The organism is Clostridium sp. (assembly GCF_030532265.1).
Lineage (GTDB): Bacteria > Bacillota > Clostridia > Clostridiales > Clostridiaceae > Clostridium.
In genome coordinates this window covers 25,354-42,060 of record NZ_JAUNLM010000016.1, presented here as the reverse complement: position 1 = coordinate 42,060, position 16,707 = coordinate 25,354, and the positions used below count along the sequence as shown (strand labels likewise).

Below are 16,707 nucleotides of genomic sequence, written 5' to 3'. Positions count from 1 at the left end.
GTATTAGATAGATATTTCTCATAATTAATATATAACACTTTAAATTATTGTCGAAAAAGTCTTTAGTTTTACTAAAGGCTTTTTTTCTTTATATTAAAATATTTTAACAATATATCATTTAAGGTTTTAAATTTTATATGTTTTATAATTAAAATAATTATGAATACTACAGGATAAAGTCTTCATTTTTAGAAAGTATAATTGGATTTTTAAAAATAGTTATTTTTAATAACAAAGTAATTTAATAGGAATATAATGTAATGATTACTTAAAGGCGGTGGTTTTTTGAAAGTCCAAAATATAAAGATATTTGATGATACTTTTGTTTCATCAAGTTATCCTAATAAAAATTTTTCAAATGAAAATGTATTAGTAGTATTGAAAAGAGAAAACTTTGAGTGTGATGAAAATTTAATTAATTCACTTATAAAGTTTAATATTGAAGAAAATATACCTTGTTCAGATATATGTAAAGTAGAGCTTAAACTTTTTGTAAGAAAGATTAGCTGTAATGGAATGTATATTGATATATTATATAATTTAGAAGATTATGATTTTGAATGTGTCGATTATGATACAGCTCCTAAGGGCAATTTATTTAAGAAAAATTTATTCATATCAGGAAAGTCACAAGGAAATTATATAAGTATAGATATAACTGAACTTTTTGAAGAATTTTCTGAACTTGACCTAGAAAATATAAGTATAACGATAAAATCATCAGATAATTATAATGGTGAGGTTATACTTGATTCATCTAGGGGTATTAATGGACCTATTTTAAGTATTTTATATAAGGAAAATTGTTGTTGTGATGGTATAGAAGGACCAAGAGGACCAGAAGGTCCGAGAGGAGAAGAAGGGCCAAGAGGACCAAAAGGCGAAATGGGATCAGAGGGGCCAAGAGGACCAGAAGGTCCAAGGGGAGAAGAAGGACCAATAGGGCCCGTTGGTAAAGAAGGACCGGAAGGTGCGCAAGGTCCAAGAGGATATACTGGTGAAATTGGATTAATTGGACCAGAGGGGCCAAGAGGACCAGAAGGACCTAAAGGAGAAAAAGGAGAACAAGGAGAAGAAGGTCCAGAAGGACCAGAAGGGCCAGTTGGTAAAGAGGGACCGGAAGGTCCAGAAGGACCAAGAGGAGAAGAAGGTCCGATAGGTCCAGATGGTAGTGAGGGACCAAGAGGACCAGAAGGACCAAGAGGAGAACAAGGACCAGAAGGATTAAGAGGACCAGAAGGACCAATGGGTATAGAAGGGCCACAAGGACCTCAAGGAATAGAAGGACCAGAGGGGCCACAAGGAGAACAAGGAGAAGAGGGGCCAGAAGGACCTCAAGGTATTCAAGGATTAAAAGGTGAAAGGGGTCCAAGAGGACCAGTAGGACCAATGGGACCAAAAGGAGATAAAGGTGATAAAGGAGAGCAAGGAGCTAGAGGGCCAGAAGGAATACAAGGGCCTAAAGGAGAAAAAGGGGAACAAGGTCCAGAAGGGCCAGAAGGACCACAGGGAATTCAAGGACCAGTAGGAGCAAGAGGACTAAGAGGAGAAAAAGGAGAAAAAGGAGATCCAGGAGAACAGGGATTAAGAGGTCCAGAAGGACCAAGAGGACCGCAAGGTATTCAAGGTGAAAGAGGACCAAAAGGAGATCAAGGGGAGCAAGGTCCAGAAGGAGCAAAAGGATCAGAAGGACCAAGAGGTAAAATTGGCCCAGAAGGACCAAAAGGAGATGTTGGCCCAGTTGGCCCAGTTGTCCCAGAAGGACCAAGAGGACCACAGGGATTAAAAGGAGAAAAAGGAGACATAGGGCCAATAGGACCAATGGGATTAGTAGGACCAAGAGGAGAAGAAGGACCAATAGGACCGGAGGGACCAGAAGGCCCAGAAGGTAAGGAAGGACCAAGGGGACCAGAGGGGCCAAAAGGAGCTAAGGGAGATAGAGGAGAAGAAGGACCAATGGGACCAATAGGACCAAGAGGACCACAAGGATTAAAAGGAGATAAGGGAGATAGAGGAGAAGAAGGACCAGTAGGTCCAATAGGAGTTATGGGACCTAGAGGAGAGCAGGGCCCAGAAGGTAAGGAAGGACCAAGGGGACCAATAGGGCCAGAAGGACCAAGGGGACCAGAATGAGCAAAGGTAGATCAAGTAGAGCAAGGACCAGTATGACCACAGGGACCATAAGGACCAAGTGTACCAGAGGGAGCAAAAGGAGCTCAAGGAGAAAGAGGTCCAGAAGGAGAAAAAGGCCCAATAGGATTAAGAGGACCACAGGGACCAGAAGGTAAAGAAGGACCAAGAGGTCCAAAAGGAGATCCAGGAACTCCAGTAACTGATGAATATGCATATATTTCTAGTGATAAGTGTCAATTAGTTCAAGGGCACGATGAAATAAAGCTTTTTGAAAATATAATTATATCAGGAACATCAATACAACATGTTGAAGGAGCAAGCAATATATGCTTAGAGAATGGAAGTTATTTAGTGAACTTTTCAACATCTGTTTCAGGAGAAGTTTGCTCAATTGCTGAGGTAAGATTAATTTTAAATGGAAAGTCAGTTGGTATAGCAGCTAGTGAAATAATTAAAAAAGGTATGCTTATTAATATATCAAGTAGTGCAATAATTAATGTTTGCGATTGTGATAATAAAGCTTTTCTGAAATTAGTAAATGGAAGTAAACTTCCTTTAAATTATTTCTTAACACGTATAAATATAGTAAAAATAATATAATTATTAGATAAGGTATAAGATTTATTCTTATACCTTATTTTAATATAATTTAAATTAAACAGTATAATTATAATTAATTTTATATTAATAAAATGAAAAGTGTAATAATTGAATACAAATTTTAAAGATAATATAATATACTAAAAATAAAGAAAAATTAAATAGGAGGTGTAAATATATGAGTATATTTGTGGTAGTAGCAATTTCATTAATAACATTAAATATTATTTTAGCTTTTTCTTTAATTTTTATAGAAAGAAAAGATCCAACAACAACATGGGCTTGGCTTTTAATATTTATATTATTACCTGGTTTAGGATTTGTAATTTACATACTATTAGGACAAAATTTTAGTAGGCAAAAATTATTTAGAGAAAAGATAGTAAAGGATGTAAATAAGAAAAAGCAATTAAATGAAATATTAAATGATGAAAGCGGACATGATGGTGGAAAAAGATTTTTAGATTTAAGAAGAATGAACTACAATAACAATGGTGCAAGATATACTATTGGAAATGAAGTAGATATATTTATAGACGGTGAAGTAAAATTTGAAAAATTATTAGAAGATATAAAGAATGCCAAAAAATATATTCATATTCAATATTATATATTTAGAAAAGATTTATTAGGTGCAAAAATAATAAAAGCTCTAGAAGAAAGGTTAGCTCATGGTGTAGAAGTAAGGCTATTAGTAGATAGTATGGGATCTTACACTATAACTAAAAGAAAATTAAAAATATTTTTAGAGCTTGGAGGAAAATTTGCTATATTTTTTCCGGGAATTCTTCCACATATTAATACACGTATAAATTATAGAAATCACAGAAAAATTGTTGTAATTGATGGAGAGTATGGATATGTAGGTGGTTTTAATGTTGGAGATGAATATGTAAGCCGTGACAAAAAAATTGGATACTGGAGAGACACTCACGTAAGAATAAAAGGAAAAGCAGTTAATGATTTAAATGAAAGATTTTTATTAGATTGGTGTTATGCATCAGAAGAAAATATAGAAGATTTTAGTACATTTATGCCAAAGCATGAATATACAGGTGGAGATGTGGGCGTTCAAATAGTAACAAGCGGTCCAGACCATAATGAAGAATATATTAAAAATGCATATATAAAGATGATAAATAATGCAAAAGAAAGTGTATATATAACATCACCTTATTTTGTTCCAGATGAGCCAATGTTTGAATCTATAAGATTATCAGCATTATCTGGAGTAGATGTTAGAATTTTAATACCAGGAAAACCAGACCATATGTTTATGAAATGGGCAGCTGATTCTTATATAGGTGAGCTTTTAAAAGCAGGGGCAAGGGTTTATTATTATCAAAAGGGTTTTATTCATTCAAAAACTTTAGTTGTAGATACAGCTGTTTCTAGTATAGGAACTGCAAATATGGATATGAGAAGTTTTTATCTTAATTTTGAAGTTAATGCATTTATTTTTGATGAAAATAAAGCAAAAGAATGTGAAAATGACTTTATGATGGATTTAAAAGATTCTACAGAAATAAAACTTGAGAAATTTGTAAATAGGTCAAGAGGTAGAAGAATTATGGAATCTATAGTAAGATTGCTAGCCCCAATACTTTAAAATAGTTATTTTAAAATTTTTTTGATATTATTTTTATTATAAATTAAACAACATAATTAGTTAGTATCTTATAAAATAAAAATGAGCTTAAGGGCTCTTTTTTATTTTATAAGATGTAATAGTCCATAAAATATTATGTTTATGGTAAACTATTATAAGAATTAATAGTAATTTACTATGATTAATAAATAAAATTAGGCTATTTATTAAAAAATTCATGAAAATTAAAAGAGGTGCTTTATGAAAAAACTTTTAGTTAATTTAGGAGATAACTCTTATAACATAGAAATAGAAAAAGGATTAATAAAAAATGTAGGAAACAAAATAAAAGAATTATTTAATTGTAATAAAGTGTTTATTTTAACTGATAAAAATGTAGATAAATATTATGGTGATATAGTAGAAAAGTCATTAGAAGAAGCTGAGTTTGAAACATTAAAATATGTAATTATTCCAGGAGAAGAAAGTAAGTCATTCCACTCTCTTTTACCTATATATAATAAATTATTAGACTTTAGGTTAACTAGAAAAGATTTAATAATAACTTTAGGTGGAGGTGTTGTTGGAGATCTTGGTGGATTTATTGCATCAACATTTTTAAGGGGTGTCCCTTTTGTACAAATTCCAACAAGTTTACTTTCACAAGTTGATAGTAGTGTTGGAGGAAAGGTTGGAGTTGATTTAGAAAGAGGAAAAAACTTAGTTGGAAGTTTTTATCAACCGAAACTTGTTTTAATTGATCCATATGTTTTAAATACATTAGAAGAAAAGTTTTTTAAAGATGGAATGGGAGAAGTTATAAAGTATGGATTCATAAAAGACTTTGAGCTTTATAAACTTTTAAATAGTTTAAATAGCAGAGAAGAAGTTATGGAGAATATAGAACATATAATTTATACTTGCTGTAATATTAAAAGAGAAATAGTAGAAAGAGATGAAAAAGATTTAGGAGAAAGAATGATTTTAAACTTTGGTCATACTTTAGGTCATGCAATAGAGAAAAAATATGGATTTAAAGAGTTTACTCATGGAGAAGCTGTTGGAATTGGTATGTATTTAATTACAAAGCTTTCAGAAGAAAAAGGATTGGTTTTAAATAATTATTCTGAAAGTGTTAAAGAAATATTAGTAAGACATGGTCTTCCTTTTAATATAGATTTAGGTGATAAAGATGAAATAATAGAAACTATATCATTAGATAAAAAGAATATGGGAAGTGTTTTAAAGGTTGTAATTATGAAAGAGATAGGAAATGCAGAAGTTTATAATACAACAATAGATTTCTTTAAATAGAAGGGAGAATTATTTTATGGCTAGTATTAAAATTGGAAATAATAAGTTAAGCGGTGAACTTTTAATTCCTCCTTCAAAAAGTATGGCCCATAGAGCGGTAATTTGTGCATCTTTAAGTAATGAGGAAAGCTTAATTAAAAATATAGATTTATCAGATGATATAATAGCAACAATAAATGGAATGAGGGCTCTTGGAGCTCAAATAGAAATTTTACAAAACTCATTAAGAATAAAAGGAATAAACTTAAATAATAAATCTTTTAAAGAAGATAAAATAATAGATTGTAATGAATCAGGTTCAACTTTAAGATTTTTAATTCCAATTGCTACATTAGTAAATGGAACTAATAGATTTATAGGCAGAGGAAATTTAGGAAAAAGACCATTGAATATTTATTATAATATATTTGAAAATAATAATATTAAGTATACATATAAAGAAAATGAACTTGATTTTGTGTTTTCTGGAAAATTAAAATGTGGAGATTTTTATGTAAGAGGTGATGTAAGTTCACAATTTATAACAGGACTTATGTTCACATTACCCTTATTAAATGGAGATTCAAAAATTATTATAGAAGGAAATTTAGAATCAAAAGGATATATAGATTTAACATTAAAAGCACTTAATGATTTTGGAATTATTATAGAAAATAAAAATTATAAAGAGTTTTTTATAAAAGGAAATCAAAAATATAAAGGAAGAGAATATAAAGTTGAAGGGGATTATTCGCAAGGAGCATTCTTTTTATGTGCTGATGCAATAGGAAATAAGGTTTTATGTGATGGATTAAATATTAATTCTCTCCAAGGTGATAAAGAGGTTATAGATATATTAGAAAGAATGGGAGTTAAATTTGAAATAAAGTTAGATAAGATAATTGGTTATTCAAATGAAACTTTTGGTACAATTATTGATGCATCAGGTTGTCCTGATATTATACCTATATTATCAGTAGTAGCAGCCTTATCTAATGGGAAAACAGAAATAATAAATGCAAGAAGACTTAGAATAAAAGAGTGCGATAGACTTCATGCAATAAATTTAGAACTTTCAAAGCTTGGAGCTAAAATAGTTGAAAAAGAAGATTCGTTAATTATATATGGAATAGAAAACTTTAATGGAAATGTTGAGGTTTGGAGTCATAAAGACCATAGAATTGCTATGATGCTTTCTATAGCTGCAACTAGATGTGAAGAAAGTATAATACTTAAGGATTTTGAATGTGTATCAAAGTCTTATCCAAGATTTTTTGAAGATTTTAAAAGACTAGGAGGAAAAGTAGAATGAGCGGAGTTTTTGGAAACAATATAAAGTTATCTATATTTGGAGAATCTCATGGAAATGCTATTGGTATAACTATAGATGGACTTCCTTCTGGTTTTAATATAGACTTAGATAAAATTAATTTTGAAATGGAAAGAAGAGCTCCAGGAAGAAATAACTTATCAACTGCTAGAAAAGAAGGAGACAAAGTAGAAATATTAAGTGGAATATTTAATGAAAAAACTACAGGTACACCTCTTTGTGGAATAATAAAAAATGGTGATAAAAGATCTAAAGATTATAGTAAGCTTAAAAATTTAATGAGACCTGGTCATGCAGATTATACAGGCTTTGTTAAATATAATGGCTTTAATGATTATAGAGGTGGAGGCCATTTTTCAGGAAGAATAACAGCACCAATTGTTTTTGCAGGTTCAATATGCAAACAAATATTAGAAGAAAAAGGAATAAAAATTGTATCTCACATAAAGAGTATTTATAATATAGAAGATGATAGTTTTGATTATACAAATATAAGTGATGAATTAATAAATAATCTTCCAAAAGAAGAATTACCTTTAATAAATAAATCATTAGAAGAAAAGATAAGAGAAAAAATATTAAATGCCAAAAGATCAGGAGATTCTGTTGGAGGAGTTATTGAATGTGCAATAATAAATGTAAATCCAGGAATAGGTGATCCATTTTTTGATTCAGTAGAATCAGTTTTAGCACATCTTTTATTTTCAGTACCCGCTGTTAAAGGTGTTGAATTTGGAGAAGGTTTTAATATTACAAAGCTTATGGGTTCAAAAGCTAATGATGAATTTTACTATGAAGAAAATAAAGTAAAGACTAAAACTAATAATAATGGTGGAATATTGGGTGGAATAACAAATGGTATGCCAATAGTATTTAAAGTTGCAATAAAACCTACTGCTTCTATATTAAAGCCACAACATACTATAAATATAGAAGAAAAAATAGAAGAAGAATTAAATATAGAAGGAAGACATGACCCTTGTATAGTACAAAGAGCCTTACCTGTTATTGAAAGTGTAGCAGCTATAGGGATTTTAGAACTTTTGAAAGGACGATAGTAATTATGGATTTAGAAGATTTCAGAAAAGAGATTGATAATATAGATAAAGAAATTACAAGATTATTTGAAGAAAGAATGGATGTTGTCCTTAAAGTTGCAGAATATAAAAAGAAAAATAACTTAGAAATATTTCATAAGGGAAGAGAAGACGATGTAATTAATAAAAATATACATAGATTAAAAAATAAAGATTATAAAGAAGAATTGAAGAAATTCTTTATTGAAATGATGGAAATATCTAAATCACTCCAAAAAAGAAAGTTAAATAGAGAAAGTTATGGATTAATTGGGGAAAAACTTTCTCATTCATTTTCTCCTGAAATTCATAAATTTATATTTAATAAGCTTAATATTGAAGGAGAGTATAATTTAATTGAAATACCAAAAGATGAAATAAAAAATATAAAAGAAACATTAAAGAAATTAGATATTAAAGGAGTTAATGTAACAATACCATATAAAGAAACAGTTATTAAAGATTTAGACTTTGTTTCAGAAGAAGCTAAAAAAATTGGTGCAGTTAATACAATATTTAATAAAAATAATAAACTTTTAGGTTATAATACTGATTATTATGGATTTAAATATATGTTAGAATATAAAGACATTAATGTTTTTGATAAAAAAGTTATGGTTCTAGGAACTGGTGGTGCTAGCAAGGCAGTAGTTACCTATTTATTAGATAATGGTGCTAAAGAAATAATTATAGTAAGCAGAAATAAAAAACAACTATATAAGGATATTAAAAATATAAAAGTTTTAACTTATGATGAAATAAATGATATAGAAGGATATGCACTTATAAATACAACTCCTGTTGGGATGTATCCAAATATTCATAATTCTCCTGTTTTTTTTGAGGTAATTGAAAAATTTGATGTATTAATTGATCTAATATATAATCCACTTAAAACAAAGTTTTTAAAAATTGGTATGGAAAAAGGCAAAGTAACTTGTGATGGACTTATGATGCTTGTATTACAAGCTATAAAAGCAGAAGAAATATGGCAAGAGAAAAGTATTGATAAACAAATTGCATTAGAGATATATAATAAACTTTTAAAACTTTTGAATTGAGGCGAAGTTATGGAAAAGAAAGATAAAATAATTCTTATTGGAATGCCAGGCTGTGGCAAAACTACAATAGGTAAAATTTTAGCGAAAGAGCTTTCGTATAACTTTTATGACATGGACGATTATATTGAAAAAATGGAAAGTAAATCTATTAAAGAATTATTTAGTCATTCAGAAGAAAGATTTAGAGAAGCTGAAACTAAAGCTTGCACGGAACTTATAAAGAAGAAAAGATGTGTTATAGCATCAGGTGGTGGCGTAATAAAAAAAGATATTAATATTGATATACTAAAGTCAGGAATTATTATATTTATAAATAGACCAAATGAAAAAATAATTGGAGATATTGATATATCGAAAAGACCATTATTAAAAGATGGCAAACAAAAACTTTATAAATTATATAATGAAAGATTTCACAAATATAAAAATTCTTGTGATATTGAAATTTTAAATGAAGGCTTTATAAGAGATGTTATTAATTCAATAAAACGTAGTTTAAAGGGAAAAATTAAATAAATGTTTATTATATATGTGATAAATAACAGAATTTAGGGGTTAATTATAGCTTATAATAAGTTTTGGAGGGAAGTACATATGATTATTGCAATGAATAAAAATGCAACAGATGATGATATAAAAAAAGTTAGAGAATGCGTAGAAAAATTAGGTCTTAGTACATATTTATCAATAGGAGATAATTATACTATAGTTGGAGCAATGGGGGAAACTGCAATATTAGATGAAAAGAAATTATTAAGATTTGATGGTGTAGATAAAGTAATTAAAATTGAAGAACCTTTTAAAAAAGCAAATAGAATATTTAAACCAGATGATACAATAGTAGATGTTTTAGGTAATAAAATAGGTGGAGGAAATCTTGGAATTATGGCTGGGCCTTGCTCTGTAGAAAGTGAAGAACAAATTATTGAAATTGCAAAAAGTGTTAAAAATTCAGGAGCAAATTTTTTAAGAGGTGGAGCATTTAAACCAAGAACTTCCCCATATAGTTTTCAAGGTTTAGAACTTGATGGACTTAAACTTTTAAAAAAGGCTAAAGAAGTAACTGGTTTACCAATAGTTACAGAACTTATGTCAACTGATTACTTAGATGAATTTGTTGAAAATGTAGATGTAATTCAAATTGGTGCTAGAAATATGCAAAACTTTGATCTTTTAAAGCAAGTTGGTAAAACAAGAACGCCAGTACTTTTAAAGAGAGGGCTATCAGCAACAATAGAGGAATGGCTTATGTCAGCAGAATATATAATGGCAGGTGGAAATGAAAATGTAATTCTTTGCGAAAGAGGAATTAGAACCTTTGAAACAGCAACAAGAAATACATTAGATTTAAGCGCTATACCAGTTATAAAAAGATTAAGTCATTTACCAGTAATAGTTGATCCAAGTCATGCAGCAGGATACTGGTATTTAGTAGAACCTCTTGCAAAGGCGGCTATAATGGCGGGAGCCGATGGGCTTATGATAGAAGTACATAATGATCCAAAAAATGCTTTAAGTGATGGACAACAATCAATAAAACCTGAAAACTTTGATAATCTTATGAAAAAAATTAAAAGAATTGCAGAGTTTGAAGGAAAAATAATTTAATTGTTAAAGTAGAGAGAGTTTATTCTCTCTATTTTTTTACTTCAAAATATAATAGATTTTTATTAAATATTTTTTTGTTACTAGGTAAAACTAAATTTAAGTAAATTAAATTTATAAAATATATAGTATTTAAATGTAAAATAAATTTAAATAGGAGGTTTTTATGATTAAAGCAAAGGGTGAAGAAAAGGAAAAGAAAAGAGAAGTAGTTAAGGAACATACAAATAGAAAAAGAAATTTAAAGAAAGAAGAAATTGATTGGGAACTTATAAGGTAGAGTAAAATAGAGAAACTTTAAGTTTCTCTATTTTATTTTATGTAATTATATATAAAAAATACAAAAATATGTATTAATATAGAGCGAAATTTGTTATTATGTTTTATAAGGAGGGGGAGTAAATGGGTATTGATTATAAGAAGATTGGGAAAATTACATTAATAATTATTTCTAATATTTTGTTTTTAATTTATAGTTATTTTTCAACTATGCTTTGGTTAACAACTTTTACATTTTCAATAGAGGGAATCTCTATTCCTATTAGTGAGTTTTTATATTTCTTTAAAATTGTAATAGTACTTGCTATTATAGCTATTATACCCTTAGTATTTTCAAAGTATTTATTAATAAACATAATAATAACTATAGTAATGGCTATGGGATGGCTTATGACTTCAATAAATTCACCAACAAAAGAAATAATGAATATGAATATCTACGGATTCTCACTTAATATGATTTTAATTGCCCTTATGTCTTATTCAATTATAATAAAAAAACTAAATAAAAAATCAGATAAATTAAGTGTTATTTAGGGGGATAATATGGATAAGCTTAAAAAATTAAAAATAATAAAATTTTTGTTATGGTCAGGTCTTATAATTATTCTTATATTAGACCAAAAATCTGTTATAGAAAATACATTAACAATATCATTATTATTTATGATATTAATAGCAAGTATAGATAAAAATATTGAAAAATACTTACTTAAAAAGAATAAATAAAATTTCTTTAATGTTATTTAATAATTATTATTTAATAATAATTTAAAATGGTATATAATATATTTAATGGATAAAGGTTATAACTTAAGGAGGAGAATTTATTATGATTAACAATATGAGAGAGGTTGAAATATTTAATAAAGTAAAAGAAAATGATGTAGTTACTTCGTTTTATATGAGACCGGTTGATAAAGGTGAGTTAAAGAAAAATATGCCAGGTCAATTTATATCAATAAGCCCTATTAAAGAGGGAAAAGATAAAGAAGAAATAAGACAATATAGTTTGTCAATGAAGCCTGGTTCAAATTTTTATAGAATAAGCATAAAAAGAGAAGAACATGGATTAGTATCAAGATATATGCATGACAAAGTAAATATTGGAGATACAATATTCATAACTGAACCACTTGGCGATTTCATCCTAAAAGAAGATAATAGACCAGTAGTTTTATTAAGTGGTGGTATTGGAGTTACACCAATGATGTCAATGTTATATAAATCTTTGGAGGATAAGAGAGATGTAACATTTGTACAAGCTGTTTTAAATTCAACTGCTCATACATTTAAGGGTGAAATTAAAGAATTAAAGAAAAATAATAAAAATATGAAAACAGGTGTATTTTATCAAACACCATTAGATTCTGATATATTAGGTGAAGATTATGATGAAGTTGGATTTATAACAAAGGAATGGATAGAAGAAAACTTACCTAAAGATGGAGATTTTTATTTTTGTGGACCGCTAGGATTTATGAAGCACATATATGATACATTAAAAGGAATGGGAGTCAAAGATGATTCTATACATTATGAAATGTTTGGTCCTTCAAAGGATTTAGCAAATTTATAATTGTATGAATATAATATATTAAGTATAAGAAATTATGGCTGGACTTAGTGATAGACTTTGCCCAGCCATTTTTTATTTATTTTTATTATACTCATCAATTAATTCATATATAGTTTTTGAAGTAGTATCTTTCATTGAATATCCAAGTAGTTTAAGCATATTATCTAGAGATTCTTCTGATGATGTCTCTATTTCTATGTAAGGAAATGGACAAAAATCTTTATCATTTATGTCTATTTCAACTAATCCATCTAAAAGCTTATAACTTTCTCTATATTTTTTTATAGATTGATGAAGTTTAAGACCAAGGGCTTTAAATATTCCTTCTGCCATAATTTTATTATCAACTATAACTTCATTTTCTTCCATTTCTTTAAATTTTCCTTGAGATAACATTTTTTTTGTTGTCATAAATATAATTTCTTTATTATTTAGTTTGTCATTTATAGTTCTAATTCTTGCATAACCTTTATTTTTAAGTAATCTTCCATCTTCAAAATCATAAATATCATTAATTTGATCCTCAGACTTTACAAGTTTAGCATTTAAATCTTTAAGTTTACTTCTCATATGGTCTACATTTATATTTATAATTCTAGTTTCTAATTCTTTTGCCATAAAAGATTCCTCCTAAATTTATTTATTTATAATATTATATCAGATACATATTAAATTATATTAAATATAATAATTTATTTAAGTTATGTTAAAACTAGGTTAGAAAACATTGATATTTGTGAATAAATGATAAATAAATAGTAATGAGTATTAACTTTATTTTAAATAATAGATAGAATTGATTTGTATAAAACAAATTTTTATAAAAACAAAGATTTGGAGGAATTTATTTTGGAGATATTAGGAATATTCTCAGGACTTATAGGTGGATTAGGTTTATTTCTTTTTGGAATGAAATTAATGGGAGATGGTCTTGAAAACGCTGCAGGGGATAGACTAAAGGGAATAGTTGAAAAAGTCACTAGTAATAGGTTTATAGGTGTTCTAATAGGAGCATTAGTTACTGCCATAATTCAAAGTTCTAGTGCAACAACTGTTATGGTAGTTAGTTTTGTAAATGCAGGTATAATGAATTTAATTCAAGCAACTGGTGTAATAATGGGAGCTAATGTTGGGACAACAATAACAGCTCAAATGGTTTCACTTGATTTAGAAAGCATAGCACCATTAGTAATTGGTATAGGTGTCTTTATAACATTTATAGCAAAAAGTAAAAAGCATAGAGATGTTGCAAGTATACTTTTAGGATTTGGGTTATTATTCTTAGGAATGGGATTAATGTCAGATGCTATGAAACCAATTGCAGAATCAAATATGTTTAAAGAATTTGTATTTTTAGTTGGGAATAATAGAATATTAGGATTATTAACTGGTGTTGTTATGACTGCTATAGTTCAAAGCTCATCAGCAACAACTGGTATACTTATAGCACTTGCAACAACTGGAGCAATAGATCTTTATGTTGCTATACCAATAATTTTAGGATGTAACATAGGGACATGTGTAACAGCTCTACTTTCATCTGTTGGTGCTAATAGAACTGCTAAAAAGGCAGCTATAATACATCTTTTATTTAATAGTATAGGTACATTAATTTTCTTACCTTTTATAGGAATATTAATAGAAACAGTTCAGGCTATAAGTGGAACTGATATAACAAGACAAATAGCTAATGCTCATACAATATTCAATATTATAGTTACTCTTGTTTTATTACCATTTGCAAATGTATTAGTATTTATTGCAAATAAAATATTACCAGGTGACGGAGAGATAGAAAGAAATGGAGCATTATATTTAGATGAAAAGTTACTTGAAACTCCAGTTATTGCTGCAGTTCAAGCAGAAAAAGAAACTATAAGAATGGCTAATAAAGCTATGGAAAACTTTGAACTTGCCATGAAAGCTTTTTCTGAAGACAATGAATCATACATAGATCAAGTTATTAAAAATGAAGTATTAATAAATACATTAGAGAGAGAAATTGCTGATTATTTAGTTAAAATTTCTCAACAAGAATTATCAGATGATTTATCTAATGAAGTTACATCAGCATTTAATGTAATAAATGATATAGAAAGAATTGGAGATCATGCTAAAAATATAGCAGATTTAGCAAGAGAAAAAATATATGAAAAAGTTACTTACAATGATGAAGATAAACATGATTTAAAAGTTATGTTTAATACTACATTAGAATCAATGGAAATGGCAATAAGGACTTACGGCGAAAAAGACGTTAAAAAGGTTTGTAAAATAGATAAATTAGAAGATGCAATTGATGCTATGGAAAAAGAACTTAGAATTAGTCATATTAGAAGACTTAATAATGGTAAAACAACTGCATATGCAAGTGTAATATTCTTAGATGTTATAAGTAATTTAGAAAGAATAGGAGATCATGCAGCTAATATTGCAGAAAGTATTTAAAAAATAAGGACTATTTAGTCCTTATTTTTGTTTAAATGATTATTTAATTTATTACTATTTGAAAATGTTTTTATTTTATTAAAATTAAAGTCCATAATAATAAATTTATTATTTGATTTCATTATAATAGAATCAGAGGTTATATTATAAAGATTATAATTAACTTCAGGTTTAAAATTTTTACTTTCTCCAGTAGAAGTATTAATAATACTTAAATTATTATAACTTTGGTAAACGATATATTTATCGTTAAATAACATTTCATTTATAGTATCAGAGCAATTTAACTTATAATTATAATATTTATGTTCTGAATTATTATAAATACTAGCTATATAATTATTATCAGAATAACTTAAGTAACCAATAGTATCATTGAAGATGTAAAATTGAAGTATATTATCCATATTTTTAAGTATTTGCTTAATAACTCTTAAGTTTCCAGTTTTAATATTTAAAGATATAATTTGTGGTGGTGAATTTTTTTGCTCAACTATACCATATAGATGATTATCTTTGTAGTAAAAGTCTCTAAGTAATAAAGATGGGGTTTCAGGCATAAATCCATTAAAACTATCTATTATTTCATTAGTCCCTTTTTTTAGTACAACAACAGCACCATCACAAGAAACTTTTATTGTTCTATCTTCATCAATATCTAAAGTATTTGGAGCATAATTAATATCAAAGTCTAAATTATATTCTTTGTAATTTTTGTCATATTCTAATTTTTTAAATTTACCTTTTTTAGAAATAATATAATCACCAATTATAGTTGTATTATAAGGTTGTGATTTATTATTTAAAATTGTTGTATATAATTTTTGTGATTTTGTATTGAAAAAGTAATTTTCAATCACTATATTATCATTAGACCTATAAATATCAGATGTTTTATTTACATATTTTAAAATAGGTTTTTCTATGGATAAATTATTATTAAAATCTAATGGTAAAGATACAAAAGTTTTAAGATTTTCATCAGTATTTTTTATTGTGTATATTGTATTTTTATAAAGTAATAAATTATCTTTATATAAAGGAGCTGTTTTATTTAATATTTTATTATTATCTATAGAATATAAATAAATTTTGTTTTCAAAAAGAAATGCGGCTTTATTTAAATCAATAGTAACAGGTATTTCAGCACGAATATTAGATTTAAAAATATTAGTTGATTTATTAGTATTTAAGTCAAGTATATTTATAAAAGAACCTTCTTTGTTAATACCTGAATATATAAGTTTATTATCAGTTACTTCAAAATCTTTTATAGTAAAAAGATTATTAGAATTTTCTACTCCACTTAATAGTAATTGAGTTTTTTTGTTATTTATATTGATAGATATGATTTCTTCAGATATTAAGTCATGTATAAAAATAAAGTTATTATTACTTTTAGCAGTTGTAATATAAATAGATTTATTATTATCTTTATTTAAGTCTTTTAAATTAAAAATTTCCTTTTTGTTATTATTATTTTTATTATAAGTTGTAAGAATTAAATAGTTTTTTTCATTTATATCATTAGTATTTCCATTTGATGTTGAAAGTGTAAAATAGTAATTTGAATTATTATTAGTAAAAAATATTGAATTAAATTTATTAGAATCATATTTTACAAACAACACAATTACAAAAGCAATAACAATAAATATATATGTTATTATAGTTGTTTTTTTCATATTGATTAGTTAGTCCTTCCTAAAAGTGTT

Annotated in this window: 15 protein-coding genes; 13 read left to right on the top strand and 2 right to left on the bottom strand. The window is 27.2% G+C overall.

Annotated elements, in window-relative coordinates; translation table 11 throughout:
- Window positions 1-285 precede the first annotated feature (285 nt).
- The 12 genes from Q4E08_RS05620 to Q4E08_RS05560 all read left to right on the top strand — a co-directional run bounded on the left by Q4E08_RS05620 (window position 286) and on the right by Q4E08_RS05560 (window position 12,544).
- Complete coding sequence (locus tag Q4E08_RS05620) at window positions 286-2,133, top strand: DNRLRE domain-containing protein (RefSeq protein WP_303129250.1); 1,848 nt, start codon at window positions 286-288, stop codon at window positions 2,131-2,133.
- A 351-nt stretch (window positions 2,134-2,484) separates the two neighbouring features.
- The gene (locus Q4E08_RS05615) at window positions 2,485-2,733 is read left to right on the top strand and encodes a hypothetical protein (protein WP_303129248.1); all 249 of its coding nucleotides are present in this window, start codon (window positions 2,485-2,487) and stop codon (window positions 2,731-2,733) included.
- Between the two features lie 178 nt (window positions 2,734-2,911).
- Window positions 2,912-4,342 carry a cardiolipin synthase gene (gene cls / locus Q4E08_RS05610; protein ID WP_303129246.1) on the top strand — a complete coding sequence of 477 codons (1,431 nt, stop codon included), beginning with the start codon at window positions 2,912-2,914 and terminating at the stop codon, window positions 4,340-4,342.
- 240 nt (window positions 4,343-4,582) lie between these two features.
- Window positions 4,583-5,635, top strand: a complete 1,053-nt coding sequence (aroB, locus tag Q4E08_RS05605) for a 3-dehydroquinate synthase (RefSeq protein ID WP_303129244.1) — start codon at window positions 4,583-4,585, stop codon at window positions 5,633-5,635.
- Window positions 5,636-5,651: 16 nt separating this feature from the next.
- Entirely contained in the window at window positions 5,652-6,926 is a 1,275-nt protein-coding gene (aroA, locus tag Q4E08_RS05600) for a 3-phosphoshikimate 1-carboxyvinyltransferase (protein WP_303129243.1), read from the top strand.
- Window positions 6,923-8,002: a chorismate synthase gene (gene aroC, locus Q4E08_RS05595; protein ID WP_303129241.1), complete on the top strand. Its 1,080-nt coding sequence runs from the start codon at window positions 6,923-6,925 to the stop codon at window positions 8,000-8,002. The genes aroA and aroC overlap by 4 nt, the downstream gene beginning before the upstream one ends.
- Window positions 8,003-8,007: 5 nt before the next feature.
- Window positions 8,008-9,081 carry a shikimate dehydrogenase gene (aroE, locus tag Q4E08_RS05585; protein ID WP_368410165.1) on the top strand — a complete coding sequence of 358 codons (1,074 nt, stop codon included), beginning with the start codon at window positions 8,008-8,010 and terminating at the stop codon, window positions 9,079-9,081.
- Between the two features lie 9 nt (window positions 9,082-9,090).
- Window positions 9,091-9,597: a shikimate kinase gene (locus Q4E08_RS05580; protein ID WP_303129240.1), complete on the top strand. Its 507-nt coding sequence runs from the start codon at window positions 9,091-9,093 to the stop codon at window positions 9,595-9,597.
- A 78-nt stretch (window positions 9,598-9,675) separates the two neighbouring features.
- Entirely contained in the window at window positions 9,676-10,689 is a 1,014-nt protein-coding gene (gene aroF, locus Q4E08_RS05575; protein ID WP_303129238.1) for a 3-deoxy-7-phosphoheptulonate synthase, read from the top strand.
- A 399-nt stretch (window positions 10,690-11,088) separates the two neighbouring features.
- Window positions 11,089-11,502 (top strand): hypothetical protein, encoded by a 414-nt coding sequence (locus tag Q4E08_RS05570; protein WP_303129236.1) that lies wholly within the window; start codon window positions 11,089-11,091, stop codon window positions 11,500-11,502.
- 9 nt (window positions 11,503-11,511) lie between these two features.
- A complete protein-coding gene (locus Q4E08_RS05565) occupies window positions 11,512-11,694 on the top strand; it encodes a hypothetical protein (protein WP_303129235.1) in 183 nt (60 codons plus the stop codon).
- A 103-nt stretch (window positions 11,695-11,797) separates the two neighbouring features.
- Window positions 11,798-12,544 (top strand): FAD-binding oxidoreductase, encoded by a 747-nt coding sequence (locus tag Q4E08_RS05560; RefSeq protein WP_303129234.1) that lies wholly within the window; start codon window positions 11,798-11,800, stop codon window positions 12,542-12,544.
- A 72-nt stretch (window positions 12,545-12,616) separates the two neighbouring features.
- Here the strand turns inward: Q4E08_RS05560 and Q4E08_RS05555 are convergent, their stop codons facing one another.
- Window positions 12,617-13,162 carry a class IV adenylate cyclase gene (locus tag Q4E08_RS05555; protein ID WP_303129232.1) on the bottom strand — a complete coding sequence of 182 codons (546 nt, stop codon included), beginning with the start codon at window positions 13,160-13,162 and terminating at the stop codon, window positions 12,617-12,619.
- 231 nt (window positions 13,163-13,393) lie between these two features.
- On the opposite strand from Q4E08_RS05555, the gene Q4E08_RS05550 reads away from it, so the two are divergent.
- A complete protein-coding gene (locus Q4E08_RS05550) occupies window positions 13,394-14,992 on the top strand; it encodes a Na/Pi cotransporter family protein (RefSeq protein WP_303129230.1) in 1,599 nt (532 codons plus the stop codon).
- A gap of 14 nt (window positions 14,993-15,006) precedes the next feature.
- On the opposite strand, the gene Q4E08_RS05545 is transcribed toward Q4E08_RS05550, so the two are convergent.
- Window positions 15,007-16,677 carry a hypothetical protein gene (locus tag Q4E08_RS05545; protein WP_303129229.1) on the bottom strand — a complete coding sequence of 557 codons (1,671 nt, stop codon included), beginning with the start codon at window positions 16,675-16,677 and terminating at the stop codon, window positions 15,007-15,009.
- Between the last annotated feature and the right edge of the window lie 30 nt (window positions 16,678-16,707).